12 protein-coding genes are annotated in these 14,287 nt (G+C 74.6%); 5 read left to right on the top strand and 7 right to left on the bottom strand.

What is annotated here, in order from left to right; genetic code table 11:
- Positions 1-80 precede the first annotated feature (80 nt).
- Positions 81-2,177 (top strand): PASTA domain-containing protein, encoded by a 2,097-nt coding sequence (locus tag AB0J71_RS17280; protein ID WP_364414897.1) that lies wholly within the window; start codon positions 81-83, stop codon positions 2,175-2,177.
- A gap of 112 nt (positions 2,178-2,289) precedes the next feature.
- Here AB0J71_RS17280 and AB0J71_RS17285 read toward each other — a convergent pair whose 3' ends face one another.
- A complete protein-coding gene (locus AB0J71_RS17285) occupies positions 2,290-2,811 on the bottom strand; it encodes a TetR family transcriptional regulator (protein WP_352319403.1) in 522 nt (173 codons plus the stop codon).
- Between the two features lie 97 nt (positions 2,812-2,908).
- Between AB0J71_RS17285 and AB0J71_RS17290 the strand changes: the two genes are divergently transcribed.
- A complete protein-coding gene (locus AB0J71_RS17290) occupies positions 2,909-5,140 on the top strand; it encodes an MMPL family transporter (RefSeq protein ID WP_364414899.1) in 2,232 nt (743 codons plus the stop codon).
- Between the two features lie 100 nt (positions 5,141-5,240).
- Here AB0J71_RS17290 and AB0J71_RS17295 read toward each other — a convergent pair whose 3' ends face one another.
- The 4 genes from AB0J71_RS17295 to AB0J71_RS17310 are packed head-to-tail and all read right to left on the bottom strand — an operon-like array spanning position 5,241 to position 7,863.
- On the bottom strand, positions 5,241-5,552 hold the full coding sequence (locus AB0J71_RS17295) for a hypothetical protein (protein WP_352319407.1): 312 nt from the start codon (positions 5,550-5,552) through the stop codon (positions 5,241-5,243).
- A gap of 24 nt (positions 5,553-5,576) precedes the next feature.
- Positions 5,577-6,242 carry a metalloregulator ArsR/SmtB family transcription factor gene (locus AB0J71_RS17300; RefSeq protein WP_364414901.1) on the bottom strand — a complete coding sequence of 222 codons (666 nt, stop codon included), beginning with the start codon at positions 6,240-6,242 and terminating at the stop codon, positions 5,577-5,579.
- On the bottom strand, positions 6,242-6,733 hold the full coding sequence (locus tag AB0J71_RS17305; protein WP_364414903.1) for a cupin domain-containing protein: 492 nt from the start codon (positions 6,731-6,733) through the stop codon (positions 6,242-6,244). Before AB0J71_RS17305 ends, AB0J71_RS17300 begins: the two co-directional genes overlap by 1 nt.
- Before the next feature lie 41 nt (positions 6,734-6,774).
- Positions 6,775-7,863, bottom strand: a complete 1,089-nt coding sequence (locus tag AB0J71_RS17310) for an alcohol dehydrogenase catalytic domain-containing protein (protein WP_364414905.1) — start codon at positions 7,861-7,863, stop codon at positions 6,775-6,777.
- A gap of 130 nt (positions 7,864-7,993) precedes the next feature.
- On the opposite strand from AB0J71_RS17310, the gene AB0J71_RS17315 reads away from it, so the two are divergent.
- From AB0J71_RS17315 to AB0J71_RS17325, 3 genes are read left to right on the top strand one after another with little or no spacing between them, the layout of a single operon-like run.
- Positions 7,994-9,226 (top strand): ABC transporter substrate-binding protein, encoded by a 1,233-nt coding sequence (locus AB0J71_RS17315; RefSeq protein ID WP_364414907.1) that lies wholly within the window; start codon positions 7,994-7,996, stop codon positions 9,224-9,226.
- Positions 9,223-11,883, top strand: a complete 2,661-nt coding sequence (locus AB0J71_RS17320) for an ATP-binding cassette domain-containing protein (protein ID WP_364414909.1) — start codon at positions 9,223-9,225, stop codon at positions 11,881-11,883. The genes AB0J71_RS17315 and AB0J71_RS17320 overlap by 4 nt, the downstream gene beginning before the upstream one ends.
- Positions 11,884-12,624, top strand: a complete 741-nt coding sequence (locus AB0J71_RS17325) for an ABC transporter ATP-binding protein (RefSeq protein WP_364414911.1) — start codon at positions 11,884-11,886, stop codon at positions 12,622-12,624.
- Here the strand turns inward: AB0J71_RS17325 and AB0J71_RS17330 are convergent.
- Together AB0J71_RS17330 and AB0J71_RS17335 are read right to left on the bottom strand one after the other, a co-directional pair.
- The gene (locus AB0J71_RS17330; RefSeq protein ID WP_364414913.1) at positions 12,616-13,344 is read right to left on the bottom strand and encodes a dienelactone hydrolase family protein; all 729 of its coding nucleotides are present in this window, start codon (positions 13,342-13,344) and stop codon (positions 12,616-12,618) included. The two genes, AB0J71_RS17325 and AB0J71_RS17330, sit on opposite strands and share 9 nt — an antisense overlap.
- Positions 13,345-13,389: 45 nt before the next feature.
- The gene (locus AB0J71_RS17335; RefSeq protein ID WP_352319422.1) at positions 13,390-14,283 is read right to left on the bottom strand and encodes a LysR family transcriptional regulator; all 894 of its coding nucleotides are present in this window, start codon (positions 14,281-14,283) and stop codon (positions 13,390-13,392) included.
- Positions 14,284-14,287: the final 4 nt, after the last annotated feature.

The raw sequence follows: 14,287 nt of genomic DNA on the forward strand, positions 1-14,287 counted from the left end.
GCCGTGCACACTGTTGACTGAACGCCGCCCGTTGCCTTCAGTGGAGAGCAAGAAGGGGTGGCGGCGAGGGGAGGCGCCCCATGCCGACGGCGCAGCCGCTGAGAACGGGGGACCCGCACAGACTCGGCGAGTACGAGCTCGCCGGGCGGCTGGGTGAAGGCGGACAGGGCGCGGTGTTCCTCGGTTCGCGAGGCGGCGAGAGGTACGCGGTCAAGCTGCTGCACGGGCCCGTGGGGGACGAGCAAGGGGCGTTCCTGCGGGAGGTGGAGCTGGCCAAGCATGTGGCCAGGTTCTGCACGGCCCAGGTGATCGACGCCGGGTTTGACGAGGGCCGGCCGTACATCGTGAGCGAGTACGTCGACGGGCCCTCGCTGCACCGGGAGGTCTCGCTGACCGGGCCGCGGCACGGCGGCGCGCTGGAGCGGCTGGCGGTCGGCACCGCGACCGCGCTGGCCGCGATCCACCGGGCGGGCATCGTGCACCGGGACTTCAAGCCGCAGAACGTGCTGCTCGGGCCCGACGGTCCACGGGTGATCGACTTCGGCCTGGCCAGGGCGCTGGACGCGGCGGCCACGGTGACGAACCGGGGCGTGGGCACGCCGGCGTACATGGCTCCCGAGCAGATCACCGCCTCGGCCGTGACCGGGGCGGCCGACGTCTTCTCCTGGGGCGCGACGATGTGCTTCGCGGCCAACGCGAGCGCGCCGTTCGGGCAGGACTCGGTGGCGCCGGTGCTGCACCGCATCCTGACCGCGCCGCCCGAGCTGGGCCGGCTGGACGGGCGGCTGCGGGTGCTGGTGGCCGCCTGCCTGGACAAGGACGTCAGGAACCGGCCCTCCAGCAGGGAACTGCTGCTCGCGCTGCTGGGCGAGCCGGACGCGCCGGACCGGGGGTACGGGGACGTGCCGCTGGTCCCCGGGCAACGTCCGCCCGTGCCGCTGGCCGAGCCCGAGGTCACCGGTGCGGCCGGCGCCTACCACCTGCGCTCCCGGACGGGCGCCGGCCCGGAACCTCCCACCTCCACCGGCCCGACGACCCCGCCGGACCCGACGGCCCCGGTCGAGCCGGGACCGCGACGCCCGAGGGCGCCGTACGAGCCGGGTCCGCCAGGCCCGAGGGCGCCGTACGAGTCGGGAGCGCGAGGCCCGAGGACGCCGGACGAGCCGGACGGTCTGAGGACGCGGGCCGGGACGGGCGCGACGGACCGCCGGGGGCGCGGGGCCGGGTGGGTGCAGGCGGTCGTGGCCGTGTGCGCGGCGCTGCTGGTGACCGCGGTCGTGCTCACGGTGATCGTGCCCGCGCTCAACGGCCACCGCTCCGGCCAGGCGTCCGTGCTGCCGGCGGCGCCGCCGAGCCCGGCGGGTTCGGCGCACTCCTCCTCGCGGCCGGGCGGGAAGCCGGCCGAGCGGCAGCGCGTGCCCACGGTCGCGCCCGCCGTCGAGCCCACCGTCGAGCCCACCGGCGGACCTACCGGCGGACCCACCGGTGAGCCGACAGCCGGGCGGCCGGTGACGGTCGCGGTTCCGCCGCTGACCGGCATGGACCGGGCCGCCGCGGTCAAGGCGCTCAAGCAGGCCGGGCTGACGGTCGGCGCGGTCACCAGGACCGACTCGCCGCGGGAGATCGGCCGGGTGCTGGGCAGCCGTCCGGCGGCCGGCACGGTGGTGGGCCGGGGCGGCGCGGTCGCGCTGGAGGTGTCGGCGGGGGTGCCGGTGCCGTCCCTGATCGGGCGGCAGCGCAAGGCGGCCGAGGCGGCGCTCACCGCCGCCGGGCTCGCGGCGGGGACGGTCACCCGGGCCTGCTCCGACCAGCCGGACGGCCAGGTCCTCGCGACGCGGCCGGAGGCCGGCGCGCGGCTGCCGGGCGGCGCGACGGTGGCGCTCACGGTGGCTCGCCAGGGCGTCGAGGTGCCGTCCGTGGTGGGGCGGCCCCGCGCCGACGGCCGGGCCGCCCTGGTCGCGGCCGGCTTCACGGTACGGTCCCGTGCCCAGGTCGTGGACGACGACGCCAAGGCGGACACCGTCCTGAGCCAGAGCCTGACCCCGGGCGCCTGCGCCGCGCCCGGCGACGTGGTGGTGATCACGGTCGGCGTCGCCGGCCAGTCCGGCGGCCCCGGCCCCGAGGAGCCCACGCAGACCCCGACCGGCCCCGCCACTGACCCCTCGACCGGCCTGTAGCCGCCACCGGCACGCCCGGAAGCGGCCCGGACGCGGCTTGGACGCGGAGGGGGAGCGGCCCGGACGCGGAGGGGGAGCGGCGAGGAGGCCGCGGGAAGCGGCGGGGAAGTCGTCAGAAGGCCAGCGCGGACTCCAGCATGACCGCCGTGACCTGGTCCTCGGGCAGGTCCATGGTCTTGACCACGCCCCACTGCAGCGCCCCGAGCAGCGCCCAGCACCTGACCCTGGCCTCCGGGCCCGGGTTCTCGCCGGCGAGCTTGGCGAAGATCTCGTCCCTGAACGTGCCGACGACCGCGCGCTCGGAGCCGGGCGGCTGGCTGTCGTCGGCCGCCAGGTCCTCCATGAACAGGCGGATCACCGCGCGGTGCCGCACCGCGAAGACGGCCAGGGCCTCGACGAACGCCTTGCGGTCCGGGTATTCGGTGTCGAGCAGCGTGATCATCTCGGCCGCGGCGGGGGAGAGCAGTTCCGAGGCCAGCCGGTCCTTGGGGTGGAAATGGTAGGCGACGGCGGTCTTGGTCAGCCCGACCGCGGCGGCGATGTCGGCCAGCGAGGTGCCCGCGTAGCCGCGCTCGGCGAACAGCTCGCGCGCGGCCGCCAGGATCCGGGAGCGGGTGTCGTCGGGTGTGGTCATCGTCTCATTTCCCACGGGATCCGGAATTTCGGATGTCCTCCGTTTTATCGTAGTCCTGTACGACCGTACAGGACGGCCGTCGGGCAGGGGCGAGACGATGACGCGGTTTCTTGGTCGGCTGGGTGGCTGGTGCGCGCGGCACGGGCGGATCGTGCTGGCTTTATGGGTGGCCCTGGCCGCGGGCCTGATGGGCGCGAGCCTCGCGCTCGGCAGCCCGGTCAGCAACGACGCCTCCATCCCGGGCACCGACGCGCAGCGCGCGCACGACCTGATGAAGGAGGGCTTCGGCCCCGGCTACGCCACCGGCGGAACCGTGCAACTCCTCCTGTACTCCGCGGACGGGAAGCTCACCGACGAACCGCGCAAGCAGGCCGTCGAGCGCGCGGTCGCCGCGATGCGCACGATGCCGCACGTCGTCCAGGTGGACACGCCCTACCGGATGGGCGGCATCGCCTCGAACCTGCAGATCGGCGTGATCACCGTCAAGATGCAGGGCAACGACCCCGACAAGGTGGGCGAGGACACCCAGGCCCTGTCCGACGCCGCTGCCCCGGCCAGGGACGCCGGGCTGGAAGTGGTGCCCGCCGCCGACTCCAACCCGGCGAGCAAGGAGATCAAGACCGGGCCGAGCGAGATCATCGGCGTGGTGTGCGCGCTGCTCGTGCTGGTCTTCGCGTTCGGGACGCTGGTCGCCGCGATGGTGCCGATCTTCGCCGCGCTGGTCAGCGTTGCGACCGGGCTCGGCGTGATCGGCCTGCTCGGCTACGTCGTGGACATGCCCAAGCAGGCCGGGATCATGTCCACGATGATCGGGCTCGGCGTCGGCATCGACTACGCGCTGTTCCTGCTGTCGCGCCACCGCAAACTGCTGGCCGACGGCGTGCCGGTCGTGGAGTCCGTACGGCGGACGGTGGCCAGCTCGGGCGGGGCCGTCGTGTTCGCCGGCGGCACGGTGATCATCGCGTTGAGCGCGCTGATGCTGGCCGGGTTCCCGCTGCTGAGCACGCTCGGCTGGGTGACCGGCATCTCCGTCGTCTTCGCCGTGCTGACCTCGGTCACCCTCGTGCCCGCCCTGCTCGGGCTGCTCGGCCACCGCGTCAACGCGCTCAAGGTGCCGCTGGTGCGCGGGCGGTCGTCCACCCGCGGCGGGGGCGCCGGCTGGGCCGGGCTGGGCGCGTGGGTGGCGCGCCGGCCGTGGCGGGTGCTGATCGGCAGCGTCCTCGTGCTCGGCGCGCTGGCCGCGCCCGCGCTCGCGCTGCAGCTGGGGCCCCTGGACGAGGGGTACGCGGCCAAGGACTCGGCCGGGCGCCGCGCGTACGAGCTGATGGCCACGGCCTTCGGCCCCGGCAGCAACGGCCCGCTCATCGTGGTCGCCGAGCTGCCGGAGAAGGTCTCCGGCGCCGGGGACGCCACCGTGAAGCGCATCGCCGACGAGGTCGCCCGCGTCGACGGGGTCGCCCACGTGTCGGACCCCAAGGTGAACGCCTCCGGCCGCTCGGTCCTGCTCCAGACGATCAGCGACTACGCCCCGAGCGACCCGAAGGCCGCCGAGGTGGTCAGGGAGGTCAGGGCCATCTCGATCCCGGGCGTCCAGGTGCACGTCGGCGGCAAGGTGGCCGGGCTGACCGACGCCGGGGACCGCATGAACGAGCGCACCCCGCTGGTCATCGGCGTGGTCGTGCTGCTCAGCGCGCTGCTCCTGCTGTTCGCCTTCCGCGCGCCCGTCGTCGCGGTCAAGGCCGCCGTGATGAACCTGGTGTCGCTGGGCGCCGCGTTCGGCGCGCTCGCGCTGGTGTTCTCGATCGGCCTCGGCAGCGGCCTGGTCGGCATGGACGCCCCCATGGACGCCTCCTACCTCCAGACGTTGTTCTTCTCCGTGCCGATCGAGAGCTACGTGCCGCTGATGTTGTTCGCGGTGCTGTTCGGCCTGTCGATGGACTACGAGGTGTTCCTGCTCACGGCGGTGCGCCAGGCCCACGCCCGGCACGGCGACAACAGCCGGGCGGTGGCCGAGGGCCTCGGCTCGACCGGCCGGGTCATCACCTCGGCCGCCCTGATCATGGTGGCGGTGTTCGTGGCGTTCATCGCCTACCCGGACGCGATGGTCAAGACGTTCGGCGTCGGGCTGGCCGTGGCCATCGCGGTGGACGCGACCGTCATCCGCGGCTTCCTCGTGCCGGCCACGATGGTGCTGCTCGGCCGGGCGAACTGGTGGTGCCCGCGCTGGCTGGACCGGCTGCTGCCGAACCTGTCGGTCGAGGGCCACGAGGAGGACGAGCCGGAGCCGCGCCGCGAGCGCGCGCAGGAGCCGGTGGGCGCCGGGCGTTGACCCCGCCGGCGGCCGGTGAGCCGGGGGCGCCGAGGTCGCAGGCCGGTCCGGGGCCGTCGAGGTGGCAGGCCGGTCCGGGGCCGTCGAGGTGACAGGCCGGTCAGTCGGGGTCGTCGAGGTGGCAGGCCGGCACCCACCCGACGACGCCCGTGGCCGCGTCGGTGCCGTGGTGCCACAGGGTGCTGTCGAAGGCGTCGTCGCAGCGGAACAGCTCGTGCTCCTCCGAGCGGTCGGAGTCGAAGCCGTCGCCGGGACGGCCCACGCCGAGCTGGGCCGCGCCGCCCTTCGGCTCGCTCCAGATGACCACCTCGCGGCTGCGGAAGTCGTAGCGGTAGCGGGCCTGCGCGGGGCCGGCGCCGCCCACGGTCACGACCGCGAGCAGGCCGGCCGCGACGGCTCCTCTGGCGAGCATGCGGACCTCCCTCACTGTGGGCGATTACCCGCTCACAGTACGCTCCCGCACGACCTCGTGCCCGGCACGCCGCCAGCCGACCAGGCCGCCGTCCAGCGGGCGGGCGTCGAGACCGCGCTCGCGCAGCAGGCGTGCGGCCTGCGGGGAGAGCACGCAGTACGGCCCGCCGCAGTAGGCCACGACCCGGGCGTCGGCCGGCAGCTCCGCCAGGCGGCCCGCCAGGTCGTCCAGGGGCACCGAGATCGCGCCCGGCACGTGTCCCTTGGCGTAGGCGCCGGCCGGCCGGACGTCGACGACCACCGTGCCGGGGTCGGCCAGCCGGGCGGCCAGCTCGTCGGCCGTGACGCCGGACAGGTCCCCCAGGTGCTCCCGCACCGCCTCGCGCAGGCCGGACAGCCGGTCGTGGGCGAACCGCTGGAGGTCGCCCAGGAAGCGCGAGACCTGCTCGTCGGCCAGCCGGTAGCGGATCCGCGTGCCGTCCCGGCGGCTGGTCACCAGGTGGGCCGCGTGCAGGTGCTGGAGCTGGGCCGAGGTGTTCTTGAGCGGCACGCCGGCCGCCCGCGCCAGCTCCTCGACCGTGCGCTCGCCCTGGTCGAGCACGTCGAGCAGGCGCAGCCGCACCGGGTTGGCCAGCGCCTTGCCGACGCGGGCCAGGTGCCGGTAGACGGGTTCCTCGGGGAAATCGGCCATCAGACCGCGTACTGGTCGTGGCGCAGCCAGAGTTCGGTCCACTCCTCGGGGGTGAGCTCGCGGCCGCTGTGGGCGATCTCGGCCAGCTCCTCGAAGTACGCCTCGCGCGGCGCGCCCGGCGTGAAGAGCACCAGCATCGAGGCCGGCTCGCCGGAGGCGTTGCGGAAGGCGTGCACGCCACCCTCGGGCACGTGCAGGAAGTCGCCGGGGCGCCCGTCGGCCCACTTGTCGCCGTCGTAGAGCTGGACGGTGCCGGTCAGCACGTAGAACGACTCGGTGATGGTGCGGTGGAAGTGCGGGGACGCGCCGCCGGGGCGCGGGCCCATCTCCCAGCGGTACAGGCCGTAGGCGCCGTTCGTCGAGCCGCCCGTGCCCAGGTAGTGGACGCGGGTGCCGGTCGCCATCGACAGGTCGGGGCCCTTGTCCGCCGGGCGCAGGGTGGCGCTGATCTCGCCGGTCTCGGCCAGGTAGCGCTGCTGGGGGTACGACATGGGACAACCTCCACTATTCCAAAGGAAATTAGAATAGCGTCTCAGAACGTGATAACCGTACGGGCGACCGTCCCCTGGCGGACGTGGGCGACCGCCTCGTTGATCTGGTCGAGGGGGAGGCGTTCGGTGATCAGGCCGTCGAGGTCGAGGCGGCCGCGGAGGTACTGGGCGGCCAGCATGGGCAGGTCGCGGTGCGGCGCAGCGTCGCCGCCCTGGGTGCCCATGAGGCGGCGGGAGGAGAACAGCAGGCCGGTGTCCAGCGCCATGGGGTGGCCCTGGGGCGGGCTGCCGACCATGACCGTGGTCCCGCCCGGCTGGGTGGCGGCGAAGGCCTCCGCCAGCACGCCGGGGACGCCGGTCGCGTCGAAGGCGTAGTCGACGCCGCCGCGGACCAGCGCGCCGACCTGGCGGGGCAGGTCGCCGGCGGTGAGCAGGTGGGTGGCCCCGAAGCGCTCGGCCAGCTTGAGCTTCCCCTCGGCCACGTCCGCGGCGATGATCGTGGTGGCGCCGGCGAGCACCGCGCCCTGGATGACGTTGAGCCCCACGCCGCCGCAGCCGACCACCAGGACCGAGGCGCCCGGCGGCACCTCGGCCACGTTGAGGACGGCGCCCACGCCGGTGATCACGCCGCAGGCCAGCAGGCACATGGCGGCGAAGGGCGCGTCCTTGGCGATCTTGACGCACATGGCCTCGGCGACCACCGCGTACTCGGCGAACGAGCCGATGCCGATGAAGCGGCGGGTCTCCCGGCCGTCGAGGGTGACCCTGGGCGGGCCGCCCATGATGGTCGGCAGCCGCTGCGGGCCCGAGCACAGGTGGAAGCGGCCGGAGCCGCAGTGGCGGCAGCGCCCGCAGGGGCCGCTCATGGCGATGATGACGTGGTCGTCCGGCCTGACGGAGGTGACGCCCGCGCCGACGCTCTCGACCACGCCCGCGCTCTCGTGCCCCAGGATGAACGGCGGCGCGCCCACTACGGGGCTCTTGCCGTCGATGGCCTTGAGGTCGGAGCCGCACACGCCCGAGGCCATGATCCGGACGCGCACCTCGCCGGGGCCGGGGTCGTCGATCTCGACGTCGCGGATCTCCAGCGGGGCGTGGAACCCGGTCAGCACGGCCGCGCGCATCAGCATGCGCCCCACGCTAGCCCGGCGCGCCGCCTGCGAGCAAGCGGTTGCTCGGTTAGTCGTTGACACCCCTTCCCGGCAAATCTACGCTCAGCGAAACCAAGCGAGCGCTAGGCCGAGTCGCGAGGAGAACAACATGGTACGGCGGGGCGCGGCGGCGCTCACCCTGACGCTGCTCGTCGCCGGCTGCGCGGCCCAGCAGACCGGCGCGGCCCAGTCGGGCGCGGGAGTGACGGACACCACGATCAAGGTCGGCGGCGTGCTGACCAAGACCAGCGCGAGCGGCTACTCGACCAGGGACGCCGAGATCGGGGCGAAGGCCAGGTTCGCCCGCGCCAACGCCGAGGGCGGCGTGCACGGCCGGAAGATCGACTTCATCGGCGCCGAGGACGACGCCCAGGACGCGGCCAAGGGCGACGCGGCGGCCAAGAAACTCGTCCAGAAGGACCAGGTGTTCGCCCTGGTCCCGGTGCACGCCCCGAACTTCGGCGGCGCGGCCTTCCTCGAACAGCAGGGCGTCCCCTGGTTCGGCTGGGCCACCGGGCCGCAGTGGTGCGGCACCAGGACCGGGTTCGGCTACAACGGCTGCCTGGCCCCCAAACGCGGCGCCGGGTCCCAGACGTGGTGGGGCAGGCAGCTGGCCGACCTGCTCGGCGGCGCCGCCGGCAAGAGCGTCTACGTGCAGACCAGCGACTCCAGCGGCAGCAAGTACGGCGGCACGACCATCTCCCAGTCGTTCACCGCGGCCGGGTTCAGGCTGGCCGGCGTGAACTCCGGCCTGCCGGCCGCCGCCCCGCCCCCCGACTGGCTCCCGTACGTCAACAAGATCATGACCTCGGACGGCGGCAGGGCCCCCGACGTCGTCGTCTCGGTGATCGCCGGCACCAAGTTCAACGTCGGGCTCTACGCGGCGCTCAAACGGGCCGGCTACAAGGGCGTGCTCACCGACGCCACCAGCTACGACCTGGCCATCCTCAAGGACCCGGCCGGCGCGCAGGCGCTCGACGGCGTGATCGCCGCGCCCATGTTCGAGCCGTTCGAGTCGCCGGCGCCCGAGATCGCCCAGCTCAAGAAGGACGTCGAGCAGGTCGCCCCCGGCGCCGCGCTCACCCAGCACCTGGCGATCGGCTACTGGTCCGCCGACATCTTCCTCGACGTGCTCAAGCGCACCGGCAAGGACCTGACCAGGGAGAAGTTCCTGGCCACCGCCAACGGCGACTACCTCTACGAGAACCCCGGGTTCGGCCGCATCCGCTACCCGAGGGACCACAGCGAGCCCAACGGCTGCGGCGCCCTGGTCAAACTGGAGGGCGGCGCCTTCCAGGTGGCCAGGAGGATGGCCTGCTTCGACAACGTGCCGCTGAAATGATCCTCCAGTACGTGCTCAGCGGCCTGGTCACCGGGGCCGTCTTCGCGATCATGGGCTCCGGCCTGACCCTGTCGTACGCGGCGACCGGGGTGTTCAACTTCGCCCACGGCGCCGTCGGCTTCCTGGCCGCCCTCGTGTTCTACGAGCTCACCGCCGCCGCCGGGCTGCCCGCCTGGCTGTCGGCGCTGGTGGCGGCCGGGCTGTTCGCGCCCGCGCTCGGCTACCTGCTGCACCGGGCCATGTTCCGCGGGCTCGCCCAGGCGGGGGAGACCGTGCAGATCGTCGCCACCATCGGGCTCACGATCGCGCTGCCCGCGCTCGGCCTGCTGGCCGTGGAACTGGCCGGGCTGCCCGCCACGGACGCCACCTCCCTGCCGCGCGGCGTCGGCCCCCATCCGGCCCGGGCGTTCGACCAGCTCGGCGTGCGGCTGGACAGCGACCAGCTCATCACCTTCGCCTTCTCGGCCGTCGCGGCGGCGGGGTTGTGGGCGTTCCTGCGGCACACGCCGTACGGGCTGCGCATGCGCGCCTGCGTGGACCGCCGCAGCCTGGCCACGCTCCGGGGCATCGACGCCGACGCCACCTCGGCGCTGGCCTGGATGCTCGGATCGGGGCTCGCCGGGCTGGCCGGGGTGCTGGCGGCGCCGGTGCTCGGGCTGGACGCGACGGCGTACACGGTGCTGCTGTTCGCCTCGGCGACGGCGGCCGTGTTCGGGCGGCTGCGCTCGATCCCCTGGACGTTCGCCGCCGGGCTCGCGCTCGGCGTCGTGCAGAACCTGGTCGCCGGGTACACCGACTTCCTGGAGGAGGTCACCGGGCTGCGCACGGCCGTGCCGGTGATCCTGCTGTTCGCCGGGCTGCTGCTGCTGAACCGGTCGCGGGAGCGGGTGGCGGGCAGCGCCGCCGAGGACGTCCCGCCGCCCGACCACCTGGCCGGGGTGCCGGCCTGGCGCAGGCGGCTGCCGTGGGCGGCGGGCCTGGCCGCGCTGGCGGCCTTCGCCCTGCTCGGGCCGGAGTACTACGTGGGCGTCGCGGCCCAGGGGCTGGTGCTGGCGCTGATCTTCTGCTCGTTCGTGGTGGTCACCGGGATCGGCGGCATGGTGAACCTGGCGCAGGCCGCCTTCGCCGCCATGGCGGCGCTGACCTGCGGGTGGGCGTTCGCCTCCGGGCTGCCGTTCGTCGTGGCGATCCTGCTCGGGGTGGCCGCGGCGGGGGCCGTCGGGCTGGTCGTGGCGCTGCCCGCGCTGCGGCTGGGCGGCCGGGTGCTGACGCTGGCCACGCTGGCCCTGGCGCTGCTGGCCGACCAGGTGCTGTTCCAGGTGGACGCCTTCAGCAACGGGACCATCGGATGGGCGCTGCCGGCGCTCGGGCTCGGCTTCGCCGACACCTCCGACCCGCGGGTGCGGGTGGCCGTGCTGCTGGCGCTGATCGGGCTGGTGGCGCTGCTGGTGCGCAACCTGGAGCGGTCGGCGTCGGGGCGGGCCGTCCTCGCCGTACGGTCGGCGCCCGCGGCGGCCGTCACCTCCGGGCTGTCCGCGCCGCGGGCCAAGATCGTGCTGTTCGTGCTGGCGTCGGGGATCGCCGGGCTCGGCGGCGTGCTGTTCGCGATCTCCAAGGGGTCGGTCACGGCCACCGACCTGCCGGCGTTCGCCGGGTTCGTCTGGCTGGCCGTGGTGGTGCTGCAGGGCGTGCGCAGGATCGGCGGGGCGGTGCTCGGCGGGCTGGTCGCGGTGGCCGTGCCCGAACTGCTGGCCACCTGGGACGTCTCCGCGCACGTCGGGTCGATCCTGTTCGGCGCGGGCGGCATGATCCTGGCCCGGCATCCGGACGGCGTGCTCACCCAGCTCGCCGAGGCCCGCCATCGCCGCCGCGCCCGCCGCCTCTCGGCCACTTCTCCCGCTGCTTCTCCCGCCGCTTCTTTCGGTGCTTCTTTCGGTGTTTCTTCCGGCAGGCCTTCCGCGCCCGGCGGCCCCGGGGGGCCGCTGTTCGTGCTGGAGGACGTCGTGGCCGGCTACGCCGACTGCACCGTGCTGCGCGGGGTGCGGCTGGAGGTGCGGCCCGGCGAGGTGGTGGCGCTGCTCGGCGCGAACGGCGCGGGCAAGTCCACCGCGTGCGCCGTCGCCGCCGGGGACCTGCCGGTGACCGGCGGCCGCGTCCTGCTCGACGGCGTGGACGTCACCGCCTGGCCGGCGCACCGGCGGGCGCGCGCCGGCGTCCTGCTGGCCCCCGAGGGGCGGGGCGTCTTCCCCGGGCTCACCGTGGAGGAGAACCTGCGTACCTGGCTGGAGGATCCGGAGCCGGTCTACCGGCGCCTGCCGCAGCTCGCGGCCCGCCGTACGGTGGCCGCGGGTGCCCTGTCCGGCGGCGAGCAGCAGCTCCTCACGCTGGCCCCGGCCCTGGTGCGGCCGCCGCGGGTGCTGATCGCCGACGAGCCCTCGCTGGGCCTGGCCCCGCTCGTGGTGCGGCAGGTGTTCGACGTCTTCGCCGAGCTGCGCGACCGGGGCGTGGCGCTGCTGCTGGTCGAGGAGAAGGCGACCGAGGCGCTGGCCGTCGCCGACCGGGTCGCGTTCATGCGGCTGGGCGCCGTCACCTGGACGGGCCCCCGCTCGGAGGTGGACGGCGACCGGCTGACCGCCGCCTACCTGGGGGTGAGGTGAATGCTGGCGGTGCAGGGCGTGTCCGTGGCCTTCGGCGGCGTCAGGGCGCTGGACGGCGTGTCGTTCGAGGCCAGGCCCGGCCAGGTCTGCGGCGTGATCGGCCCGAACGGCGCGGGCAAGACCACGCTGTTCGACGTGGTGTCCGGGCTGCGCAGGCCGGTCGCGGGCCGGGTCACGCTGGACGGGCGCGACCTGACCGGCGTGTCCGCGCTCCGGCGGGCCAGAGCCGGCGTGCGCAGGACGTTTCAGCGCACGCAGGTGTTCGGCCGGCTCACCGTGGCCCAGAACGTGCTGGCCGCGCTCGACTGGCACGGCGGTGGCGGCGGGCTGGCCGCCGATCTGGCCGGGTGGCCGGGCCGGCGGCGGATCGAGCGCGAGCGCGGCGCACGCGTGGCCGAGGTGCTCGACCTGTGCGGGCTCACCCCGCTGCGCGACGCGTACGCCGCCGCGCTGCCGGTCGGGCAGCGCCGGATGGTCGAGCTGGCCCGCGCGCTCGCGGACCGTCCTCGGCTCCTGCTGCTGGACGAGCCCACCTCCGGCCTGGACGCCGCCCAGACCGCCCGGCTCGGCGAGGTCGTCAGGGCCCTGGACACCACCGTGCTGCTGGTCGAGCACGACATGGGCTTCGTCATGGAGATCTGCGACCGCATCGTCGTCCTGGACCTGGGCAGGGTCATCGCGTCCGGGACGCCGGCCCGGGTCAGGGACGATCCGGTGGTGCGGGCCGCGTACCTAGGCTGAGTGCCGTTCGGTGAAGGACAGGATGCGGCGCCAGGCGTCCTGGCAGACGCCCTCCCACTCCTTGAACGAGCGGTCGAAGAAGGAGTGCGGCGCGCCCTCGTAGAGGTGGGTCTCGTGCTCGGTGCCCACCCGGTCCAGCGCCGCGGTGTAGGCGTCGAACTCCGCCGGGCTCGACACCTTGTCTGCGCCGCCCCGGAGCAGCAGCAGCGGCGCGCCGGGACCGGTCCTCGGCTCGTCGATGAAGCGCAGCGCGCCGTAGAAGCCGATGCTCCCGGCCAGGCCGTTGCCCTCCGCGCCCTGACGCCACGACAGCGCGCCGCCCATGCAGAAGCCGACCGTGAACACCGGACCGCCGGCCGCCAGCTCGGCGGTCGCCGCCGCCGCGTCGGCCTGCACCTGGTCGAGCTTGAGCTGGTCGACGTGCGGCATGTAGTCGAAGTCGTCGCCCCGGTCGTCGGTCCCGGCGGTGCGGCCGAAGTAGTCGATCGCGATCGTGCGGAACCCGGCCTCGGCGAAGCGCACCGCGAGGTCGCGATAGAACGGGTGCAGGCCGCGCACGTCCGGCATGATCACCACGCCGCGGCCGTTCGGCTCGGCCGGGTCGGCCCGGTAGGCCATGAAGCGGGTGCCGTCGGCGGAGGTCAGCGTGATCTGCTCGTGCGCCGCCACCTCCCCCTGGATCGGCGGGGCGGGCGGCAGGCTGTCGGTGGAATGACACATGTGCCCAGCATGCCCAAGCTGATCGCCCGTCATCCACCTTCGTCGTCAGTACGGCGGCGCCGCCCGGAACGCCGCCAGCAGGTGGGCCCGCACCCGCCCCACGGCCGGCCTGGCCGGCGCGCCCGACCGTACGGCCAGGTAGCCGGTGTTGATCGGCGGCTCCGCCGGCTCGGCCAGCACGACCAGCGTGCCCTCGGCCAGGTCGCGCCGGCACAGGTACGCGGGCAGGACGGACACGCCCATGCCGGCCCGCACCGCGCTCAGCACCCCGCGCAGGTCCGGGATGACGACCTGCGCGGCCATCGACGGCCGCCGCCCGAAGACGGCCCGCCAGTAGCGGCGCACGATGGGCAGGTCCTCGGCGTAGGCCACCACCGGGACCGCGGCCAGCTCCTTGGGCCCGACCCGGCCGACCGGCAGCCCGCGGGCCACGGACGGCGCCGCCACCAGGACGAACTCCTCGTCGTAGACCGGGTCCGCCTGGATGCCGCGCACCCGGGGCCGGATCGTGGACAACACCAGGTCGAGCCGTCCGGCCGCGAGGTCGGCCAGCAGGTCGTCGGCCAGGCCGAGGGTGGTGCGCAGGCGCAGCCCGTCGCGGACGAGCGGGGCGAGCATCGGCATGACCTCCTCGCACAGGAACTCGGCCGGGCCGCCCAGGTGCACGGCCTCGTCCGAGGGCAGCTCCGAGCCGGCCACCTCCTCCAGCGCGTCGAGGGCGGGGGCCACCCGGCGGGCCAGCTCGTCGGCGGCGGGGGTGGGCGCGACGCCGCGCGGCAGCCGGTCGAACAGCGGCCGGTCGAGCGTCGCCTCCAGCGTCTTGACCTGGGCGGTCACCGCCGGTTGCGAGAGGCCGAGTGTGTGCGCGGCGGCGGTGATGGAGCCGGTCCTGTGGACGGCGAGAAAGGTCCGCAGCAGGTCCAGCGAGAGAGACGACACATCA

The sequence above is a fragment of the Nonomuraea sp. NPDC049637 genome (assembly GCF_040675235.1).
GTDB lineage: Bacteria > Actinomycetota > Actinomycetes > Streptosporangiales > Streptosporangiaceae > Nonomuraea.

What these genes read in the sequence shown, in the direction of transcription:
- AB0J71_RS17320 (WP_364414909.1), top strand. Translation starts at nt 9,223, where the DNA reads ATGATCCTCCAGTACGTGCTCAGCGGCCTGGTCACCGGGGCCGTCTTC.
- AB0J71_RS17305 (WP_364414903.1), bottom strand. Translation starts at nt 6,733, where the DNA reads ATGTCGTACCCCCAGCAGCGCTACCTGGCCGAGACCGGCGAGATCAGC.
- AB0J71_RS17290 (WP_364414899.1), top strand. Translation starts at nt 2,909, where the DNA reads ATGACGCGGTTTCTTGGTCGGCTGGGTGGCTGGTGCGCGCGGCACGGG.
- AB0J71_RS17325 (WP_364414911.1), top strand. Translation starts at nt 11,884, where the DNA reads ATGCTGGCGGTGCAGGGCGTGTCCGTGGCCTTCGGCGGCGTCAGGGCG.
- AB0J71_RS17295 (WP_352319407.1), bottom strand. Translation starts at nt 5,552, where the DNA reads ATGCTCGCCAGAGGAGCCGTCGCGGCCGGCCTGCTCGCGGTCGTGACC.
- AB0J71_RS17280 (WP_364414897.1), top strand. Translation starts at nt 81, where the DNA reads ATGCCGACGGCGCAGCCGCTGAGAACGGGGGACCCGCACAGACTCGGC.
- AB0J71_RS17330 (WP_364414913.1), bottom strand. Translation starts at nt 13,344, where the DNA reads ATGTGTCATTCCACCGACAGCCTGCCGCCCGCCCCGCCGATCCAGGGG.
- AB0J71_RS17310 (WP_364414905.1), bottom strand. Translation starts at nt 7,863, where the DNA reads ATGCTGATGCGCGCGGCCGTGCTGACCGGGTTCCACGCCCCGCTGGAG.
- AB0J71_RS17315 (WP_364414907.1), top strand. Translation starts at nt 7,994, where the DNA reads ATGGTACGGCGGGGCGCGGCGGCGCTCACCCTGACGCTGCTCGTCGCC.
- AB0J71_RS17300 (WP_364414901.1), bottom strand. Translation starts at nt 6,242, where the DNA reads ATGGCCGATTTCCCCGAGGAACCCGTCTACCGGCACCTGGCCCGCGTC.
- AB0J71_RS17285 (WP_352319403.1), bottom strand. Translation starts at nt 2,811, where the DNA reads ATGACCACACCCGACGACACCCGCTCCCGGATCCTGGCGGCCGCGCGC.